The sequence below is a fragment of the Pseudomonas sp. RA_15y_Pfl1_P11 genome (assembly GCF_963970975.1).
GTDB lineage: Bacteria > Pseudomonadota > Gammaproteobacteria > Pseudomonadales > Pseudomonadaceae > Aquipseudomonas > Aquipseudomonas tritici.
On the sequence record NZ_CAXAOY010000006.1, the window covers coordinates 102,413 to 121,065 of the forward strand.

At 61.8% G+C, this 18,653-nt stretch carries 19 protein-coding genes and 1 pseudogene; 17 read left to right on the forward strand and 3 right to left on the reverse strand.

The features are described from left to right. Nucleotides 1-74: 74 nt before the first annotated feature. Nucleotides 75-899 carry an AraC family transcriptional regulator gene (locus AACY44_RS09550; RefSeq protein ID WP_339457087.1) on the reverse strand — a complete coding sequence of 275 codons (825 nt, stop codon included), beginning with the start codon at nt 897-899 and terminating at the stop codon, nt 75-77. Nucleotides 900-1,082: 183 nt separating this feature from the next. Between AACY44_RS09550 and AACY44_RS09555 the strand changes: the two genes are divergently transcribed. The 7 genes from AACY44_RS09555 to feaR all read left to right on the forward strand — a co-directional run bounded on the left by AACY44_RS09555 (nt 1,083) and on the right by feaR (nt 8,317). Then, nucleotides 1,083-2,222 (forward strand): tyramine oxidase subunit B, encoded by a 1,140-nt coding sequence (locus tag AACY44_RS09555; RefSeq protein ID WP_339457088.1) that lies wholly within the window; start codon nt 1,083-1,085, stop codon nt 2,220-2,222. 33 nt (nt 2,223-2,255) lie between these two features. Beyond that, complete coding sequence (locus AACY44_RS09560) at nt 2,256-2,678, forward strand: RidA family protein (protein ID WP_339457089.1); 423 nt, start codon at nt 2,256-2,258, stop codon at nt 2,676-2,678. A 58-nt stretch (nt 2,679-2,736) separates the two neighbouring features. Further along, nucleotides 2,737-4,029: an NAD(P)/FAD-dependent oxidoreductase gene (locus tag AACY44_RS09565; RefSeq protein WP_339457090.1), complete on the forward strand. Its 1,293-nt coding sequence runs from the start codon at nt 2,737-2,739 to the stop codon at nt 4,027-4,029. 66 nt (nt 4,030-4,095) lie between these two features. Continuing rightward, nucleotides 4,096-4,944 (forward strand): alpha/beta fold hydrolase, encoded by an 849-nt coding sequence (locus AACY44_RS09570; RefSeq protein ID WP_339457092.1) that lies wholly within the window; start codon nt 4,096-4,098, stop codon nt 4,942-4,944. Further along, nucleotides 4,941-6,146 carry a Bcr/CflA family multidrug efflux MFS transporter gene (locus AACY44_RS09575; RefSeq protein ID WP_339457093.1) on the forward strand — a complete coding sequence of 402 codons (1,206 nt, stop codon included), beginning with the start codon at nt 4,941-4,943 and terminating at the stop codon, nt 6,144-6,146. Before AACY44_RS09570 ends, AACY44_RS09575 begins: the two co-directional genes overlap by 4 nt. Nucleotides 6,147-6,272: 126 nt before the next feature. Then, nucleotides 6,273-7,394 (forward strand): MFS transporter, encoded by a 1,122-nt coding sequence (locus AACY44_RS09580; RefSeq protein ID WP_339457125.1) that lies wholly within the window; start codon nt 6,273-6,275, stop codon nt 7,392-7,394. Between the two features lie 23 nt (nt 7,395-7,417). Continuing rightward, nucleotides 7,418-8,317 (forward strand): transcriptional regulator FeaR, encoded by a 900-nt coding sequence (gene feaR, locus AACY44_RS09585; protein WP_339457095.1) that lies wholly within the window; start codon nt 7,418-7,420, stop codon nt 8,315-8,317. Between the two features lie 49 nt (nt 8,318-8,366). Here the strand turns inward: feaR and AACY44_RS09590 are convergent, their stop codons facing one another. Further along, on the reverse strand, nt 8,367-9,851 hold the full coding sequence (locus AACY44_RS09590) for an aldehyde dehydrogenase family protein (protein WP_339457097.1): 1,485 nt from the start codon (nt 9,849-9,851) through the stop codon (nt 8,367-8,369). A gap of 137 nt (nt 9,852-9,988) precedes the next feature. After that, nucleotides 9,989-10,465, reverse strand: coding sequence for a MarR family winged helix-turn-helix transcriptional regulator (locus AACY44_RS09595; protein ID WP_339530137.1), 477 nt, complete (start codon nt 10,463-10,465; stop codon nt 9,989-9,991). 193 nt (nt 10,466-10,658) lie between these two features. Here AACY44_RS09595 and AACY44_RS09600 point away from each other — a divergent pair, with 193 nt between their 5' ends. The 10 genes and pseudogenes from AACY44_RS09600 to AACY44_RS09645 all read left to right on the forward strand — a co-directional run bounded on the left by AACY44_RS09600 (nt 10,659) and on the right by AACY44_RS09645 (nt 18,566). Next, on the forward strand, nt 10,659-11,783 hold the full coding sequence (locus tag AACY44_RS09600; protein WP_339457100.1) for an amidase: 1,125 nt from the start codon (nt 10,659-10,661) through the stop codon (nt 11,781-11,783). A 1-nt stretch (nt 11,784) separates the two neighbouring features. Continuing rightward, on the forward strand, nt 11,785-12,306 hold the full coding sequence (locus tag AACY44_RS09605; protein WP_339530139.1) for a nuclear transport factor 2 family protein: 522 nt from the start codon (nt 11,785-11,787) through the stop codon (nt 12,304-12,306). A 114-nt stretch (nt 12,307-12,420) separates the two neighbouring features. Continuing rightward, nucleotides 12,421-12,611 (forward strand): annotated as a pseudogene (locus AACY44_RS09610) (NIPSNAP family protein); the annotation flags it as partial. Nucleotides 12,612-12,958: 347 nt separating this feature from the next. After that, complete coding sequence (iacA, locus tag AACY44_RS09615; RefSeq protein WP_339457104.1) at nt 12,959-14,131, forward strand: indole-3-acetate monooxygenase; 1,173 nt, start codon at nt 12,959-12,961, stop codon at nt 14,129-14,131. Nucleotides 14,132-14,147: 16 nt separating this feature from the next. Continuing rightward, nucleotides 14,148-14,510: a hypothetical protein gene (locus AACY44_RS09620; protein ID WP_017528258.1), complete on the forward strand. Its 363-nt coding sequence runs from the start codon at nt 14,148-14,150 to the stop codon at nt 14,508-14,510. 19 nt (nt 14,511-14,529) lie between these two features. Continuing rightward, nucleotides 14,530-15,804, forward strand: coding sequence for an aromatic ring-hydroxylating oxygenase subunit alpha (locus tag AACY44_RS09625; protein ID WP_339530142.1), 1,275 nt, complete (start codon nt 14,530-14,532; stop codon nt 15,802-15,804). Between the two features lie 14 nt (nt 15,805-15,818). After that, a complete protein-coding gene (locus AACY44_RS09630) occupies nt 15,819-16,295 on the forward strand; it encodes an aromatic-ring-hydroxylating dioxygenase subunit beta (protein ID WP_339457108.1) in 477 nt (158 codons plus the stop codon). 11 nt (nt 16,296-16,306) lie between these two features. Next, a complete protein-coding gene (locus AACY44_RS09635) occupies nt 16,307-17,047 on the forward strand; it encodes an SDR family NAD(P)-dependent oxidoreductase (protein WP_339457110.1) in 741 nt (246 codons plus the stop codon). A gap of 50 nt (nt 17,048-17,097) precedes the next feature. After that, complete coding sequence (locus AACY44_RS09640) at nt 17,098-18,057, forward strand: PDR/VanB family oxidoreductase (RefSeq protein WP_339457112.1); 960 nt, start codon at nt 17,098-17,100, stop codon at nt 18,055-18,057. Nucleotides 18,058-18,068: 11 nt separating this feature from the next. Continuing rightward, nucleotides 18,069-18,566, forward strand: coding sequence for a flavin reductase (locus AACY44_RS09645; RefSeq protein WP_065930110.1), 498 nt, complete (start codon nt 18,069-18,071; stop codon nt 18,564-18,566). Nucleotides 18,567-18,653 lie beyond the last annotated feature (87 nt).

The window sequence follows — 18,653 nt, forward strand, 5'->3', positions numbered from 1 at the left end:
GCACGTTCGGCGAAGGTTTTATGGAGAAATGATGGAGAGGGGAATTAATTTTTCGCTGAACGGGGGGAGGGCACTCAGGCGAAGCGGATGCGCTCGGCGTAGGCGCTCTGCAGCATTTTGCGCTGGTAATCGCAGGGCGTCGTACTGACCAGCTTCTTGAAGTCGCGCAGGAAATGCGACTGATCGGAAAAGCCCAGGTCCAGGGCCAGGTCTGAGAACGACACATCGTGCCGGGTGTTCAGGGTTTCCAGCGCCGCCTGGCAGCGAATGATCCGGCAGAACGTCTTGGGCGACAGGCCGGTGTCCTGGCTGAACTGGCGATGAATCGTGCGGCTGGTGTACCCGCTGAGTTCTTCCAGTTGCTGGATACGCAGGTCACCGCGATGCGCAAGCGCCTGTTGGATGACCATGGTCGTGAGTTTGGAGCTTCGGCCGATGAGGCGCGGGGCCAGGTAATCGCTGAACAGCTTTATCTGCTCCTGCAACTGCGGGGCCTGGACGATGCTTTCGAAAATGCGCTGGGCAAACGTAGACACTTCCAGCAGATCCCATTCCTGTTCGGTCAGGTCCTCGGCCACAACGTTGATGAAACCTGGGATAACCCCCGGCGCAAAGCGCACGCCGAAGTAATGATGACCCTGCAGCAGTTCGACCTGCTGCGCCTCCAGCGGGGTACCACAAATCCTCACACTTGGGCGCGTGGCGTCACAGTCGAACACGATATCCACGCAGCCGTCCGGCACCGCCAGCAGATCCGCCGAGTGAGCGACATCGAAGGCGTAGAAATGCGAAATCGCCGGGTGCTCGGAGGGCATTACCGAATACCGTGAAGAGTTGAGTACGAACCAGGGTTGTTCGTAAGCGGTTTGCCGCAGCGGCGGTGAACACAGGTTGGGCATGGCCGGACCTTGGCGTGGGATATGCGGGAATATTCACGCATTTATCGCGCCAACTCTGCGGACGGAGACGAACCTTGATGTCCGAAATTTACAATACCGCCCTGAAACACTCACTGATACTCGACCTCGATAGCGTGGGAGCAGCGCCTACCGCAGCGACTTCATCTTCCGTCGAGAATAATAATGTCCACTACCACAAAAATTGACTTCATCTATCTGTCCGAGCAGGACATGATCCGCGCAGGCGTAACCGACATGCTTGCCTGTGTGAATACCATGGAGGAGATGTTCGGCCTGCTCTATAGCGGTGACTACCGCATGGCCGGACCAAACAACGATTCTCACGGCGCGATGGTGGTGTTTCCGAAGGATTCGCCTTTCCCGAACATGCCCAAGCCCACCGCTGACCGCCGCATGATGGCAATGCCGGCCTACCTGGGCGGCAGCTTCTGCACCGCAGGCGTCAAATGGTACGGCTCCAATATCGCCAACCGCGAAAAAGGCCTGCCACGTTCGATCCTGATGTTCACCCTCAACGACCCCGACACCGGCGCACCGTTGGCGCATATGTCTGCCAACCTGCTGTCGGCGTATCGCACCGGTGCGATCCCCGGCGTGGGCGCACGGCACTTGGCCCGCAAGGACTCGAAAGTGGTCGGCCTGCTCGGCCCTGGCGTGATGGGCAAGACCACGCTCGCCGCTTTCATCGCCGTTTGCCCGCATATCGATACCTTGAAGATCAAGGGTCGTGGCGAGAAAAGCCTGAATGATTTTATTGGCTGGGTGAAAGACACCTACCCACAGGTGACCACGATCACCGTGGTCGACAGCCTCGAAGAGGTGGTCCGTGGTTCCGACCTTGTTACTTATTGTAGCTCCGGTGAGACAGGTGACCCCTCAAACTACCCAATTGTGAAGCGCGAGTGGGTCAAGCCGGGTTGTTTCATGGCCATGCCGGCATCCTGCTCGTTGGACGAGGGGATGGAGCGCGCCGACGTGCGCAAGGTGCTGGACAACACCGGCCTCTACGAAGCCTGGTTCGAAGAATTGCCCAAGCCTGCGCACCACTGCGTGCCGGTCATCGGTGTGCGGTTCATGGACATGATCGCCGAAGGCACGATGCAGCCCGAAGAGCTCGAAGACATTGGCAAGATCGTCGCCGGTGATGCCCAGGGCCGTAGCAATGATGAAGAGATCATCATCATGTCGGTGGGCGGCATGCCTGTGGAAGACGTGGCCTGGGGCACCGTGGTGTATCGCAATGCCGTGGAAAAAGGCATCGGCGTGAAGCTTAACCTGTGGGAAACCCCCGTCCTGCGCTAAGCCATCCTTTAACCCACTGACGAGACTTACGACATGACCAAAATCATCAAGCTAAAGACCGGCTCACCCTTTGAAGACCAGGCCAGCTATTCGCGCCTGGTGGTGGTGGACAACTGGATCTATGTGTCCAATACCGCCGGGCGCCACCCGCAGACGAAACTGATCCCGGAGGACATCCTTGAGCAGACGCATCAGGTGTTCGCCAACATCGAAACCGCGCTGGCCGCCGTCGATGCAAGCCTGGCCGATGTGGTGTGCTCGCGGGTATTTATCCAGGACCCCAAGGACGTGCCAGCGGTGATGGGCCTGATCGGCGAGAAGTTCCGTGGTGTCGACCCGGCCAGTACCGTCACCTGCCCGCCGCTGGGTTCGACGGTATACAAGGTGGAGCTGGAAGTGACGGCGTATCGCAACGCCTCCAAGGCCCAGGTCGAAGTGATTCGCCTGTCGCAGTGACCCGTTATGCGGCCGCGTCCTCGCGCGGCCGACCTCTATTGTTTTGCGAGTCTTGATCATGGCCCCGACTATTGCGCCCGTGAATACGTCCACCGAATTTCCCTCCACGACCGCCGTCGTCATCATCGGCGGCGGCATCATTGGCTTGACTGCCGCACTGACACTGGCCGAACGCAATATCCCGGTGGTGGTCCTGGAAAAAGGCCGTATCGCCGGCGAGCAGTCCTCACGCAACCTGGGCTGGGTACGCAAGACCAGTCGTCACGCCCACGATATTCCGCTGGCCCTGGCCGCTGACCGCTTATGGGCGCAAATGCCCGATCGCGTCGGTGCGGATGTGGGTTATCGCCAGGAAGGCATCATGTTCGTCGCCCGCAACGAGGCGCAAATGGCGATGCATGAAGGTTGGCTCAAATCGGTCGAGCACCTGTCACTGGATTCTCGGCTGCTGAGCAACCGCGAAATCGCACAAAAAGTGCCGGGCGGCGCCGGTGAGTGGGCCGGCGGCATCTACACACCCTCCGACGCGCGCGCCGAACCGACCCTGGCCAGCAGCGCGATCGCCAAGGCCGCCATGGCCCTGGGCGTGGTGATCATCGAGCAGTGTGCAGTGCGTACGCTGCAGATGTCCGCTGGCAAAGTCAGCGGCGTGGTCACTGAAAAAGGCGAGATCCGCTGCGACCAGGTGTTACTGGCTGGCGGCATGTGGTCGCGACGCTTCCTGGGCAACCTCGGCGTATCGTTGCCGACCCTGGCCCTGACCTGTTCGGTGTTGCGCACCCATCCGATGCAGGGCCCCACCGAGATTGCCGTGGGCGCGCCGGACTTTTCGTTTCGCAAGCACACGGACGGCGGCTTCATCATCACCCAGCGCGGTAAACTGGATGCTTTCCTGACCCTCGATCACCTGTTGCTGGCCAGGCAATACATGCCGCAGTTTCGCGCGCAGCGCAGCGTATTGAACGTGTCACTGGGCACGTATTTCTTCAATGACCTGGTGCTTTCGCGACGTTGGTCGGCCGACAGTGTCAGCCCGTTCGAACGCGTGCGCGTACAGGACCCGGCGGTCAACCCGCGGCTCAATAACGATGCGATGAACAACCTAAAGGCGGCCTGGCCGGTGTTCGAACACGCCAGGATTGCCCAGGCCTGGGCCGGCACGATCGACGTCACCCCGGATTCTAATCCGGTGATTGGTCCGGTCGCGCAAATCCCCGGCCTGACCGTGGCCACCGGTTTCTCCGGGCACGGCTTCGGCACCTCGCCGGCGGCGGGCCACTTGGCCGCCGATATCGTCAGCGGGCATACCCCGATCATCGACCCGAGCCCTTATCGGTTTGATCGTTTCTAGGTCACATGCACCGCAACAGTCCCAGAAAAACGGTGTTTCTCCTTTACTGAGCGGCGGAACCAGGCAATGTCCCCAGACAGCATTTTTTTCACCAATCGCGCAGGCTTGCGTCTGCATTTTCTACGCTGGGGCAAGCCGGGCGGCGTGCCGCTGGTGCTGCTGCATGGTTTGCGCGCTTACGCCCAGACCTGGGAGTCGCTGGTAGAAGCGCTGGGCGATGGCTATTGCATCTATGCCCTGGACCAGCGCGGACGCGGGCTGAGTGACTGGGCACCGGCCGCCAGTTATCACACGCAGTCCTATGTGGAAGACCTGCAGGACTTTGTCGCCTATGTCGGCTTGCAGCGGTTCGTGTTGCTGGGCCACTCGCTGGGGGGCGCCAACGCATTGGAATACGCACGGCAGCAGCCGGGGCGCTTGATTGGCCTGATCATCGAAGACATCGGGCCTGGTTCCTCCAGCCAGGGCGACGGTGCTGCGCGCATTCGTCGCGAGATGAACCAGACCCCGTTGCGTTTCGACAATTGGGACGCCGCCCGTGCGTTCTGGCAGGCGTCGCGTCCTGGCTTGTCGGCGCAGGGCCTGACGTCGCGGCTGGCGCACTCGATGAAGGACAGCGCGGGCGCGATCACCTGGCGCCACGATCAACAAGGCATCGCCGAGGCGCGCCTGAGCATTGAGCCTACCGATCTGTGGCCGGCGGTACGCGCGCTGGATTGTCCGACATTGTTCATTCGCGGTATGCGCTCGGACTTTTTGCCGGCGGCGACGCTGCAAGCCATGCGCGACAGCAATGCGCACGTGCGCACGGCCGAAGTCGCGGACGCCAGCCACTATGTGCACGACGACCAGGGCGAGACGTTCAACCGGCTGGTCATCGCATTTCTTGACAGCCTCGCGATTCCCGGCCGATGAAACCGCGGGCACGTCTGATTGTATTGCTCTCATCCCTGACGGCCTTTGGGCCGTTTTCGATTGATACTTACCTGCCCAGTTTTCCGCAAATCGCCGATGACTTGTCGACCAGCACCGCGCAGGTGCAGCACACCATCAGCGCGTTTCTCGCCGGGCTGTGCCTGGGCATGCTGTGCTACGGCCCGCTGTCCGACCGCTATGGCCGGCGCCCGTTGCTGCTCGGCAGTCTGGTGCTGTACGCGACTGCGACCCTGGGTTGCCTGTTTGCCGGTAGCGTCGAGCAACTGATTGCCTGGCGCTTCTTCCAGGCGTTGGGTGGCGCGGGCGCGCTGGTGCTGGCACGCGCCGTCGCCCGGGACAGGGTAGGCCTGGCGGAGGCAGCCAAAGTGCTGTCGTGGATGCACGTGCTGACGATGATGGCGACACTGGTCGCGCCGATGATCGGGACCTGGCTGGTGCTGATCCAGGGTTGGCGCACGATCTTTGCCACCTTGTTCATCCTGTCCAGCCTGTGCCTGTTGCTGGTGGCCCTGACCCTGAAGGAAAGCCTGCCGGTACAGGATCGCGGGGCGTCCGTTGGGGCGGCCTTCGCGGCGTACCTGACCATCGCCCGGCAACCCAGGGCGATGGCGCTGATCCTGTGCATGTCCCTGGGGTTTGGCGGCATGTTCGCCTTTATCACGGCTTCGCCTTTTGTGTACGTCGTGTATTTCGGTGTCTCGCCCCGGGTGTTCAGCGCTTTGTTCGCCCTGAACATCCTCGGCATCATCCTGGTGACCTTCATCAACGCGCGTTGGGTGGGTCGTTTTGGGCCGCAACGCATGCTCGGCGTCGGTGCGGTGCTGGTGAGCGGGGCAGGGCTGGCGCTGATGCTGGTCGGGTATACCGAATGGGGTGGGCTGGCGAGCATCGTGTGTTGCATGGTGCTGTACATGGGCGTGACCGGTTTGATCGGCGCCAATTGCATGGCCAGCCTGATGATGCTGTTTCCACGCCAGGCCGGCGCGAGCGTGGCGCTGGGAATTTCGGTGCAATTTGCCACTGGGGCGTTGGCCAGCCTGTGGGTCAGTCATTTGGCTGATGGCAGCGCCTGGCCGATGTGTTGGGTGGTGGGGTGTTGCGGGCTGGGCTCGCTGGTCGCTTATTGCGTGACCCTTCGCACGCCTGCCCGCGCTAGCGCGGTGACTGCCGTCGTTAAGTAAGCGTGAGCTTCTGTTTAAAAAAACCGGGATACCTGGATGAAAACTACAAAAATAAATTCGATCGATAAGACCTCTGTCTATGTGTGTGCAGGCTTGGTTTCGGGTGCAGGTGCCTTGTTATTGAACGTGCTGCCCGTTCTGTTTGGCGCGTTTGCCGAGCGTTTCGGGCTCGGCGAGCACCAACTGGGCAACTTGGCCATGGCCATGAACCTGGGGTTTGGCGCGTTCGGGCTGGCGTCCCTGCTGTGGATTCACCGGCTCAGTTGGCGGGTCATTTCGGCACTCTCGTCAGCGCTGGTGGTGGGCGCGATCTTGTTTGTGCTGCGAGATCCTAGCTATGAAGCGCTGTTGGCGATCATGGCTCTGGCGGGCGCCGGGACAGGCGCCTTGTATGCCTTGGCGATGACGATCTTCGGTGACAGTTCGCAGCCTGAGCGTGCGTTTGGTTTCAAGCTGGGTATCGAGACCGTGCCGGGCGCCTTCCTGCTCATCGTGCTACCCGTGGCGGTGGCGCCGGTGTGGGGCTTTGAAGGCATGCTGATCACCATCGCCATTGCCATGGCGGTGATGGGCATCCTGCCGCTGCCCTGGGTACCGCGCCGTAGCGAGCGACAGCTGGAGGTGCCCGGGAACGCCGGGCGGATTGCGACCGCCGAGAGTCGCATCATCGTATGGTTGAGCCTGGTGGCCAGCCTGATTTTCCTGACCGGCATCATGTCGGTGTGGGCATTCCTGGAGCTTATGGGGAAAAAGACCGGCCTGGCCTCCGACACCATCGGCATGGTGCTGGCGCTGGGTTTCTTGATCAATGCCGGCGGCGGCTTCATCGCGTCGGCGATCGGCCTGAAGGTGGGGCGCTTCATGCCGGTGGCTGTGGTTATCCTCGCCGAGTTACTGGGCCTGGTGGCACTGTCGCAGTTTTCTTCCCTGACGACCTACGTCGTAGGCGTTATTTGCTTTCTCTTTTCGATCGGCTTCGTGCTGGCTTACACCTTCGGCGTCATGGCTGAGTTCGACCTGTCGGGCAAGCTTGTCGCGCTGGGCGCGCTGTGCCTGTCCCTCGGTGCGGCATTCGGGCCGGCCATCGGTGGTTTTCTGATCGAGGCATTCGGCTACTCGGCGGTGTTGGTGTTCTCGGGTGCCTGTTCGGTGGCGGTGCTGGCCATCTATGGCGCGGCGGTGTTGAGAGCCCAGTTGGCGTTCCAGCGCATCCGGGCTTCGGGTACCGCCGTGATGTCCGGATTGTGAGCGAGTGAAGAGGGGGAATACCCATGCGTGGTCAAGCATTGTCGACCTGGAACGAATGTGTGCGCGCGACCTGCGGTCGTTTCGACACGCGCTATGACCATTGCCAGAGCCTTTTCATCGGGGAAATGCAACAGACGCTGGTGGGCACCACGGCGGTCGCCCACATTCGCAGCAATGCCAGTGTGATTGCCAAGGCCGCTCGCTCAAGCGGGCGCAGCTCATCGGCCCGGTGTTTTCTTGTATTGCAGCAGCAGGGCTCGATGGTCATTGAGCTGGGCGACAAGGTGCTTGACCTTCACGCAGGTGACTTGGCTTTGCTGGACTTTTCCGGCGCGGTGAAAATGACCCCCAAAGGGTTGTTCGCCCATGTGTCGATCCCGTTGCCGTGTGAGTTGCTCAAGGGGCTGGACCGTAGCCGCTTCGGCAAGCTGTCGACCACGGGGGGCTGTGGCCAACTGCTCGGCACGCTGGTACGGCAGGTCGCTGCGGGTAAGCTGGCTCAGTGGTCTTGCCCGCAGGATGGTGATGGTCTGCAAAGGGCGTTGGTTGCGTTGCTGGCCTCGGTGTTGGAGTACCGTGCGAGCGACCATTGCCCTGGGTGGCAGCTGCATGAAGTGCAATCCGTCATCCAGCAGCGGCTTGACTCACCCCGGCTGTCGCCGGCGTCGCTGGCCGAAGAGCTGGGCATCTCCAGCCGCCAGCTCTACAGGTTGTTTGAGGTGAGTGGCGACAGCGTCTGCCGCTATATTCTGCGTGAGCGGCTGTTGAAGGCCGCGCAGGACCTTCGCGATCCCGTTTGCGCACATCGCTCGATCACCGAGATCGGCAGCTATTGGGGCTTCGCCGATTCGGCGCATTTTTCCAAGACGTTCAAGAATCAGACGGGGCTGACACCCAGCAGCTATAGGCGCCGCGGGCACTGAGCCTGGTTGCGGCGTGGGAGCAAGCTCCCTCGCCACAGGTCCGGTGTGGTCAATAGCGCATGATCACGGATTTCAGCTCGGTGTAGTCGTCGATAAACGCACTGCCGAATTCACGCCCCATGCCCGACGCCTTCATCCCGCCAAATGGCACGCTCGGGTCGACAAATGTGTGCATGTTGACCCACACCGTCCCCGCCTCGATTCGCGGGATCAGGCGCAAGGCCCTGGACAAGTCGTTGGTCCAGATACTGGCTGTGAGGCCGAACGGGCTGTCGTTCATCAAGGTGACCAGTTCTTCTTCATCGTCGAACGCCAGCACGCATACCACCGGGCCGAAGGTTTCCTCATGCAGCAGCGGATCGTCCTTGCCGTTGGCGATGATCAGCGTCGGTTCCACGTAGTAACCGGAACGGTCCACGGCACGCGCACCGCATATCACTTGGTTGCTCTGCAGGGCACGGTCGAAAAAGCCGAGGATCTTGTCGAAGTGCGGCTTGTTCGACAGCGGGCCGAACTGAGCCTGTTCATCCAGAGGCGAGCCTATGACCATCTGCGACAACATCGCCGCCATCTTCTGCGTCACCTGCTCGACGATGGAGCGGTGCACGAACAAACGCTCGGGGGCCGCGCACACCTGGCCCTGGTGCACATAGGCCGATTGCACGAAGCGCGCTACGGCGTCATCGACATTGGCATCGGCCAGCAGCGCGGCGGCATTCTTGCCGCCCAGCTCCAGGGTGACGCGGGTCAGGTCGGCCGCCATGGCGGCCTTGCCCACCGCGATGCCGGTGGGCACCGAACCGGTGAACGACACCTTGCGCACGGCCGGGTGTTCGATCAACTGCTGGCCCACTTGGCCGCGCCCGTTTACCACGTTGATCACGCCCGGCGCAATTCCCGCCTCGATCGCCAGTTCCGCCAGGCGCAGCAGGGACAGCGGTGTGTATTCGCTGGGTTTGAGCACCACCGTGCAGCCGGTGGTCAGCGCGGCGCCCAGTTTCCACACGCCGATCATCAGCGAGAAGTTCCACGGCACAATGGCCGCCACCACGCCCACCGGCTCGCGCAGGGTGTAGGCGCTGTACTGCTCACCCGCCATTGAAGGGAACGACGGGGTCATTGTCTGGCCGCCGATCTTGGTCGCCCAGCCGGCGAAGTAGCGCAGGAACACGGCGCTCTGGCCCACTTCGATATGCCGCGACAGGTTGATCGATTTGCCGGAACTCAGGGTTTCCAGTTGCGCCAGCTCTTCGCCGTTGGCCTCTATCAGATCGGCCAGGCGGTTGAGCAGCACGCCGCGCTGGTAGGGGGTGACTTGCGCCCAGGCGCCCTTGAAGGCAGCGGTGGCGCCGTCGACGGCCAGGTTCACATCCTCGGCGAGACCGTCACGCAGCTGCGCGACGGTCTCGCCGGTTCCGGGATCGACCACGCCGATGCGCTGGGGGGAGGCGCTGGTGTGCGCGGCGCCATTGATGAAGTTGGAATGGTCGCGACCCAGGAAGGCAACGACTGAGGGCAGCAGGGCAATGTGCATGGTGGCGCTCCAATGAAGGATTCGTCGCGCGCTGGGGCGCTCGAAAGACCTTTGCATTAAAAACCGATGCCCGCGTGCCTGCTTGTTCGAGCCTGCCAGGAATTTGGTTATGCCTGACAGGTTGTGTCGCCGCTGATCTAGGGTTCGCCGAGGTTGTCGAACACCGTTTCGAGCATGCGGTTCAGGCGCTGGATCTGCGCTTCGGTCATGCCGGTGAAACTGCGCTTGAACACGTCACCCGTGGCGACCTGGATACGTTCAATCGCCTCACGCCCTTGTTCGGTGATGCGCACCTGCGTCACGCGGCCGTCGTCCTCGCAGGGCGCGGTGTCCACCAAGCCGTCTTCCTTCATGCGATACACCGTCTTGGTGATGGTCGAGAGCTTGGCGATGGCGTGGGTGGAAATTTCGGAAATGCTCGACTGGCCGTTCTCCTTGAGAATGAACAGCACCCGCCAGCGCCGGATATCCAAGCCGATTTTCTTCAGCGCTTTTTCCATGTACTGGCTGTAGCGACCATGCACCATGGCCAGCCAGTAGAACGGAAAATCCTCTTTGTGAAAGTCTTCACTGCCGGGGTCGTAGCGGCCTGCGTGTTTTTTGGGTGCGCTCATGGTCTGCTCATGTCGGGGGCGGCGAGCAATCATAGACTTTTCTCGTGAATTCGGCACGGCTTTTGACCGGACAGCAGACCGCTTTGCACCGGGAAATTTAGTTGACAATTCACGTAATATTCGGTGAGTGTGAAAAAAGGAAAGGGCGCATCGGGCGCCCCCATTCCGCATTTCACAGTGAAGGTAACCCGACATGACCCTGGTGATTGAACAGCTTTTCCTTGGTGGCGATGGGCCGACCGTGATGGTCAAGGACACAATCGATCTGGCTGGCCTGCCCACTCGTGCATCGAGCCAGGCCTTGGAGGATGCCGCACCTGCCACGGTCCACGCCGATGTGGTGCAGGCGCTGCTGGAGAAGGGCTGTCGCCTGGTGGGGAAGACCAGCCTGCATGAACTGGCGTTTGGCACCACGGGCATCAATCACTGGACCGGCACCGCGCCCAACCCGCGTTTCCCGGGGCGTATTCCGGGCGGCTCCTCCAGTGGCTCGGCCGCTGCCGTGGCGGCTGGGCTGGCGGATTTTTCCCTGGGAACCGACACCGGCGGCTCTGTGCGCATCCCGGCGTGTTGCTGTGGGGTGTTCGGCTTCAAGCCGACGTTCGGGCGGGTCAGCCGCCGTGGCGTCATGCCGGCGCACAGCAGCCTCGACTGCGTCGGTCCGTTTGCCGCAAGCCTGCCGATGCTGGTCACGGCGATGCAGGCGATCGACGCCAGCTTCACGTCAGTGGCGCCGCCGGATGCGCCGCGCCTGGGCATCGTCACGGTGCAGGCTAGCGCCGCCGTACAGCGTGTGATTGATGCCGCCATCGCGGTGATCCGTCTACCCGGTGAACGTCTCACGCTGCCCAGCCTCAAGGCGGCCTATGACGCTGGCATGGTGGTCATCAACCGCGAAACCTTCGATGCGTGCGGTCACTTGCTGGAAACCGGCAAGGTGGGTGCCGACATCGCTGCGCGCCTGGCCGCCGCCGGCAATACCACGGCGGCCGCGCTGGCCGAAGCCGAGCGGGTGCGCACGCAGTTCACGGCCGAAGTCGACGCCGCCTTGCAGCACGTCGATGTGCTGGTACTGCCGACCATGCCGGACTTCCCCTTGACCCTGACCGAGGCAACTGACACCCAGGCAGTGCTCGGAATGACCGCCTTCGTGCGCCCGTTCAATCTGTCGGGACACCCGGCGCTGAGCATGCCGCTGGCCAGCGCCGAAGGACTTCCGGTGGGCCTGCAACTGGTGGGGGCCAAGGGCGCCGATGAGCAACTGCTGGCCATTGCCGGCCGCGTACTCGAGCGTCTGTACGCCGGGGGAGAGGTCTGAAATGAACGCGACCATCCCGCGAGCGGACCTGGAGCGACGCCTGCGCCGGTTTGAAATCGAAGCCAGCGCCCGTGCCTGCATGAACCGCTACATGGTGCTGTGTGATGCACTCGATGCACGCACGCCACTGCACGAACTGGCCGGTCTGTTCACCCTTGATGCGGTGTGGGAGGGCAAAGGCGCGAAGTACGCCCAGAGCTTCGGTGGTTATCGTGGACGCGAAGCGATTGCCGCGATGTTCGCCGGTTACATGAAAACCCCGGCGCACTTTGCCCTCAACGTGCACTTCCTCACCAGCGAGCTGATCGAGGTGCAGGACGATACCGTGCTTGGCAGTTGGGTGATGTTGCAGACGTCCACCTTCGCCAGCGGCGCCTCCCACCTTAACGCCGCGCGCCTGAACGTGCGCTTTGCCGAGGAAGACGGGCAGTGGCGCATTGCGCATTTCCAGACCGAAAACCTGTTCAGTCGCCCGGTTGAGGCCTGGAACAGCGACGCCGAGTTACCGGTGCCTCGCCAATAGCGCTCACTCCCCCCGCCCGTTTTGCACGCTCCCGCGACTGCCCGACAAGGGCAGTCGCGCCGTGCCTCAAGCCTTGCCGCGTCTGGAGCGGAGCTTGCGCGAGGCGGGCGAGGGCTAGCTTTTAGCCGGCTGGCACCGACGTTGCGCGGTTGGTGCAAGGCCATAGAGCGTTGCACCAGGGCGGATTATTCCCGGGTATACGCGCCGTGGTCGACGGCGCCTGGCCACCTGAAGATTCGGCGCCGCAGCTCAAGCAGATGCATTCCACGGTTTACCTACCGGCGCCGTTCTCACCGTTGCGCTAAAAGCACGACGCTAAAAAATATTCATATTTGCCGATAATCGCACAGTTTTAATTTGAATGAATCTCAAGAAATAAACACCTATAAAAATAATTTTAAATTAATAAATACAGTGACTTAATCATTTTATCCTATGAGTTTATCGCTGTGTTATTACGTGATTAGTGTTGTTTTTAATCGCGATTAATCAATTGACAATTCACGTATTCGGGCTCAGATTCACCCCAACGGCACCCACAAAAACAAAGGTAACCACTATGCCGATCCATCGCCTCCGTTCCGTCTCCCGTCCCATCTCGACATTGCCTTCCTGCTCAGCCCAATACCGTTCCTGACAACGGAGTAAATGTATGCATTCGCTAAAAAAACCAGCGGTTGATACCGTGAGCTCGCTTGCGAGTGGCCCGACCTTCGACGCCTTGCTTGTCGATGTGCGTGAGCGTGCCAGGGCCGGTGAATTCGACCGCCAGCGCCACATCTCGCGGGATGTGATCGAGTCCTTCAAACAGCACGGCGTTTACCGGGCGCTGGTGCCCAAGCGCTTCGGTGGCCTGGAGTGTTCGCCGGCCGAGTTCTGCCAGTTGATCGAGCGTATTGCTCAGGCCGATGGCTCCGCCGGCTGGGTTGCCAGCTTCGGCATGAGCCCGGTCTACCTTGCCGCACTGCCGCTGGACAGCATCGCCAAGGTGTATGCCGATGGCCCTGACCGGGTATTCGCCGGTGGCATCTTTCCGCCGCAACCGGCGGAAGTGGTCGAAGGCGGCTTTGTGGTCAATGGTCGTTGGAAATACTCCAGCGGCTCCCTGGGCGCCGACATTGTCGGCGTCGGCATTGCCCCGAAGAGCGGCGACACCTTCGGCCTGCCACGCATTGCCGTGATGCCGCGCAGTGAGATACGCATCGACGAAACCTGGGACACCGTCGGCCTGCTCGGCACCGGCAGCCATGACCTGGTGGTGGAAAACGTGCGGGTCTGCGAGGAGTGGACCTTCGTGCGCGGCGGCCTGCCGAACCTGGACGAGCCGTTCTTTCGTTACCCGTCGCTGTCGTTCGCCACCCAAGTGCTTTCGGTCGTCGGCCTTGGCGTCGCCCGCGCGGCACTGGATGCCCTTTCGGACATGGCCAGCGGGCGCGTCTCGGTCACCGGCGCCCCGGCGATTGCCGACCGGCCCCTGGCCCAGGTCGATATTGCGCGGGCGGAAGCCGAGTTGCGTGCCGCGCGAGCGTTCTTCTACGAGTCCATCGACCGCGCCTGGGATTATGTGCTGGCCGGCGATGCGGTGCCGGTGGCCGCAACCAACCTGCTGCGCCTGTCGTCGACCCATGCCACCCGCGTCGCTGCCGATGTGGCGCGCACCGCGCAGATGCTCTCGGGCATGAGCGGTGTGTACAACGACAGCCCGCTGGCACGCTGCGTCAACGACGCCCAGGTGGTGACCCAGCACGCTTTCATGGGCGACATCACCTATCAAAATGCCGGAGCCATGTTCTTCGGCAAACAGCCTTTGCCTGGCTACCTCTAACCGTCGAGGAAATGAAATGAGCGATAAGAAGACCTTGCGCGTGCTGTTCTGCATGGGCATCAACCAGAATTTTTTCGATGCCCCGCGCGACGAACAATTGCAGGTGTGGGCAGCGTTCAGTGCAATGTGGAACGGTATCCACGACCTGGCCGGGGTCAAGGTGCTGGGCAATATGGATGACGACCAGAGCATGGTCGGGCCGTCCGATGGCTTCCCCTGGACCACCTACCTGTTGGCCGACGTGCCGGACATCGAGACCGTGCATGCCGCGTGCAACCTGTTTCGTAGCACCCCGGTGGGCGATGGCCCTTACAAGCTGTGGCGCTACACCAAGGTTGAAGCCCGGGTTGGGCGCGAGCTGATTATTCAGCGCACTTGATGCCGACGAGGACACTCCCATGAGCAAGCTGATTCCCGCTGTAAACCTCGACGTCGACCCTGCCGACCTGGTGCAGGCAGACCGCGTCCACACCTCGATGTACACCGACGCACAATTGTTCAACGCCGAGCTGGAGAAGATTTTCTACAGCACCTGGATCTGGGTCGCCCACGAAAGCGAGATCCCCGACAACGGCAGCTACAAGACCACCTATATCGGCAAGCAGCCGGTGATCGTGGTGCGTGACCGCAAGAAAGACGTGCACGTGTTGCTCAACCGCTGTCGCCACCGTGGCGCCACCGTGTGCGAACACAAGAAAGGCAAGACCAACAGCTTCGTCTGCCCGTACCACGGCTGGGGTTACGCACTCGATGGCTCGCTGCGTGGCATTCCACACCCGGAAAGCTACGGCGACTGCATCGACAAGGCCGAACTGCCGCTGGTCAGCCTGCGCACCGAAAGCTATGCCGGCATGATCTTCGCCACCTTCAAGGACGACATCGAGCCGCTTGAGGACTATCTCGGCGCAGCGAAGAAATGGATGGACCTGTTCATGAAGCAGGGCGCCGGCTATGGCATCAAGGTGCCGGGCGAGCACCGTTTCCGCTTCCCCGGCAACTGGAAGATCCAGCTGGAAAACACCACCGACGCCTACCACTTCCCGTTGGTGCATAAGAGCTTCCTGTCGTCGGTGGACGAGCAAACCCTGGCGCTGTTCGACTTCGTCAAGGGGCCCGGCTACGTCGAGGACCTGGGCAACGGTCACAGCGTGATGGTGATGATTCCCGACTTGATCGACCTTGAGGCAGACCTCTACAAGCCGATCCCCGAGCGTTTCGAAGGGCTGGCAGCCGAGCTGCGTGACGAAGGCATCGAGGAGCAGCAAGTACGCCGTATTGTGCGTGCGGTCGGCGGTACCGGCTTCAACCTCAACCTGTTCCCCAACGTCGCGTGCTCGATGGCGTTTTTCCGGGTATTGCAGCCGATCTCGGTGACCGAAACCGAAATCCACCACTCGGTGATCACCATGGACGGCGGCCCGGCCGTGGCCAACCGTTATCGCCTGCGTCTGCACGAGCACTTCCAGGGCCCGATGGGTTTCGGCACCCCGGACGATTCCGAGGCCTGGGAGCGGGTACAGAAGGGCGCCAGCGCCGGTGACGACCTGTGGATCATGCTCAACCGTGGCTTGCCCGGCGAGCAGGCCAGTGCAGACGGCCTGGTATCCGATGTGAGTGCCGAAACCGGCATGCGCGCCGCCTACCAGCAGTGGAAAAAGATGATGTCGGCCTGACCGTGGAGAACCTTATGAACCTGCAACTACTGCAAGAAGTGACCGCTTTCATCTGGCAGGAAGGCGACATGCTCGACCACGGAGAATACGACGGCTGGTTGAAGATGTGGACCGAGAAGGGCACCTACATCATCCCCATCGACCCGAGGGAAACCGACTTCGAGAACACCCTTAACTACGCCTACGACGACCATCATATGCGTGAACTGCGGGTGCAGCGCCTGACCGGCGGCGAATCGATCTCCACCAGCCCGCAACCGCGCACGGTGCGCATGCAGTCGCGGTTCCGGGTGTTGGCCGATGACGGCGTGCAGGTGACTGTGCGCTGCGCGCAGAACATCCGTGAGTTCCGCAAGGAAAGCCTGAAGTTCTACAGCGCCGACCTTACCTACCAACTGATCCGCAGCGAGGGTGGTTTCAAGATTCAGCGCAAAGTGGTGAGCCTGATCAACAGTGACGATGCCCTTGCCGGTATCGGCTACATCCTTTGAGGAGCACCGACATGAGCCATATCGCATTGGTGACGGGCGCGGGGCAGGGGCTAGGGCAGCATTTCTGCGCCAGCCTCCTGCGGGCCGGGTACTCGGTGGCGATCACCGACCTCAACCTTGAAGCCGCACAGGCGTGCGCCCACCAGTTGGACCCGGGGGGGGAGCGCACGCTTGCGCTGCAACTGGACGCCGGGAGCAAAGCCGATTTCGAAGCGGGCCTGGACCAGGTGCTGGTGCGCTTCGGCGCGCTGCACGTGGTGGTCAATAACGCTGCCGTCACCAAGACCACGCCGCTGATGCAGATCAGCCCCGAGGAATTCGACGCCGTGGTAGGTCTGAACCTGCGCAGCGTGTTCCTCGGCTGCCAGGTGCTGGGCGCGTACATGGCCGAAACCGGCTATGGGCGGATCATCAACATGGCGTCCCTGGCCGGACAGAACGGCGGCACTGCGACCGGCGCGCACTATGCCGCGAGCAAAGGCGGCATCGTGACGCTGACCAAGATCTTCGCCAAAGAGTTCGCCGCGCGTGGGGTGACGGTCAATGCCATCGCCCCAGGCCCTATCGAGTCGGCGGCGGTGCGCGCAGCCATACCGGTCGAACGCCTGCCGGGACTGCTCGCCAATATCCCGGTGCAGCGCCTGGGAGACGCGGATTTTCTCGGCGACCTGATTGTGCAGTTGGCCCGGCCCGAAGCCTATTTCACCACCGGGGCGACCTGGGATGTGAATGGCGGCTTGTTCATGCGCTGACTGATAGCGGCCGCCACGGCGGCCTTTGCGAACTCCATGGAATAACGGCCATGACTGAAGAACTGTTGGACGTAGTCGTGCGCAAGCGCGAGCTGCAAGGGGGCGGCGTTGTCGTTCTGGACCTGACCCGTCGCGACGGCGCGCCGCTGCCGGTGTTCGACGCCGGTGCGCACGTGGAGATCCATATCGGCCCGGGGCTGGTACGTCAGTATTCCTTGTGCAGCAACCCCGCCGATCCGAGCCTGTATCGCCTGGGCGTGCTCAAGGATCCGGCCTCGCGTGGTGGCTCGGTCGGGGTGCATGACACCCTGCTCGAAGGCCGTGAGTTGCAGATCAGCGTACCGCGCAATCTGTTCCCGCTGGCCGTCGAGGCGCGTCGCTCGGTGCTGCTGGGTGGCGGGATCGGCATCACACCGATGATCGCCATGGCCTATGCACTGCACGCGGCGGGCAACACCTTCGAACTGCATTACTGCGGGCGTGAGCGCGGCCGCAGCGCGTTCCTGGCAGAGCTGGCCAACGCACCGTTTGCCGCGCAAGTGTTCACTCACTTCGATGATGAGGGGCCTGAACAGAAGCTCGACCTGGCCAAGGTGTTAGGCAAAGGCGAGGCCGGCGTGCACATGTATACCTGCGGCCCCTCAGGTTTCATGGACTGGGTGATCCAGGGCGCACGCGACCAGGGCTACACCGAAACGCACATCCATAAGGAATATTTCCAAGTGGAAGTGGACAGCTCAGGTGGCAGCTTCGAAGTGGTGGCAGCCCGCAGCGGCAAGACCGTGCAGGTGGCAGAAGGGCAGAGCATTCTCGCCGCACTGGCGCAGGTCGGGATCAAGATCGAAATTTCCTGCGAGCAGGGTGTCTGCGGTACCTGCCTGTGCGATGTGCTCGAAGGCGAGCCGGACCATCGGGACGTGTACCTCACGGACGACGAAAAGGCCGGCAATGACCAAATTCTAGTGTGCTGTTCACGAGCCAAATCCAAAAAACTCGTGCTGGATATCTAAGGGGAACGATCATGGTAGACGTAGGCAGCTTTCGCAATGCAATGGCCATGTTGGGCGGTGCCGTGTCGGTCATCACCACCGATGGCGTGGCAGGCCGGTTCGGTTTTACCGCCTCGGCGGTGTGCAGCGTGACCGATTCACCGCCCACCCTGTTGGTGTGCATGAACCGTTCCTCTCATTCCAACGAGCATTTCAAGCGCAACGGCACAGTGTGTGTGAACACCCTGTGCGGCGACCATCAGCATTTGTCCGGTGCCTTTGCCGACCGCACGTTGAGCATGGATGAGCGCTTTGCCGTCACAGGCTGGACCACGCTTGAAAGCGGTGCGCCGGTGATGCTGCAAGCGCTGGTGAATTTCGACTGCCGGATCGTGCAGGTCCATGAAGTGGGCTCCCACAGTATCTTCTACTGTGAGGTCCAGACCATTCGCCAAAGCGGCGCGGACGAGGGCCTGGTTTATTTCAACCGTGCTTACCACCGCTTGGGCGAGGCATCGAAGGCCTGCTGAGCCTCAGAGGCGCCCAGCACGGACGGGCGGCAAAACCCGTCTGATATCGGAATGTTCATAAATTAATGTTCATGTTCGGGCCGCAGC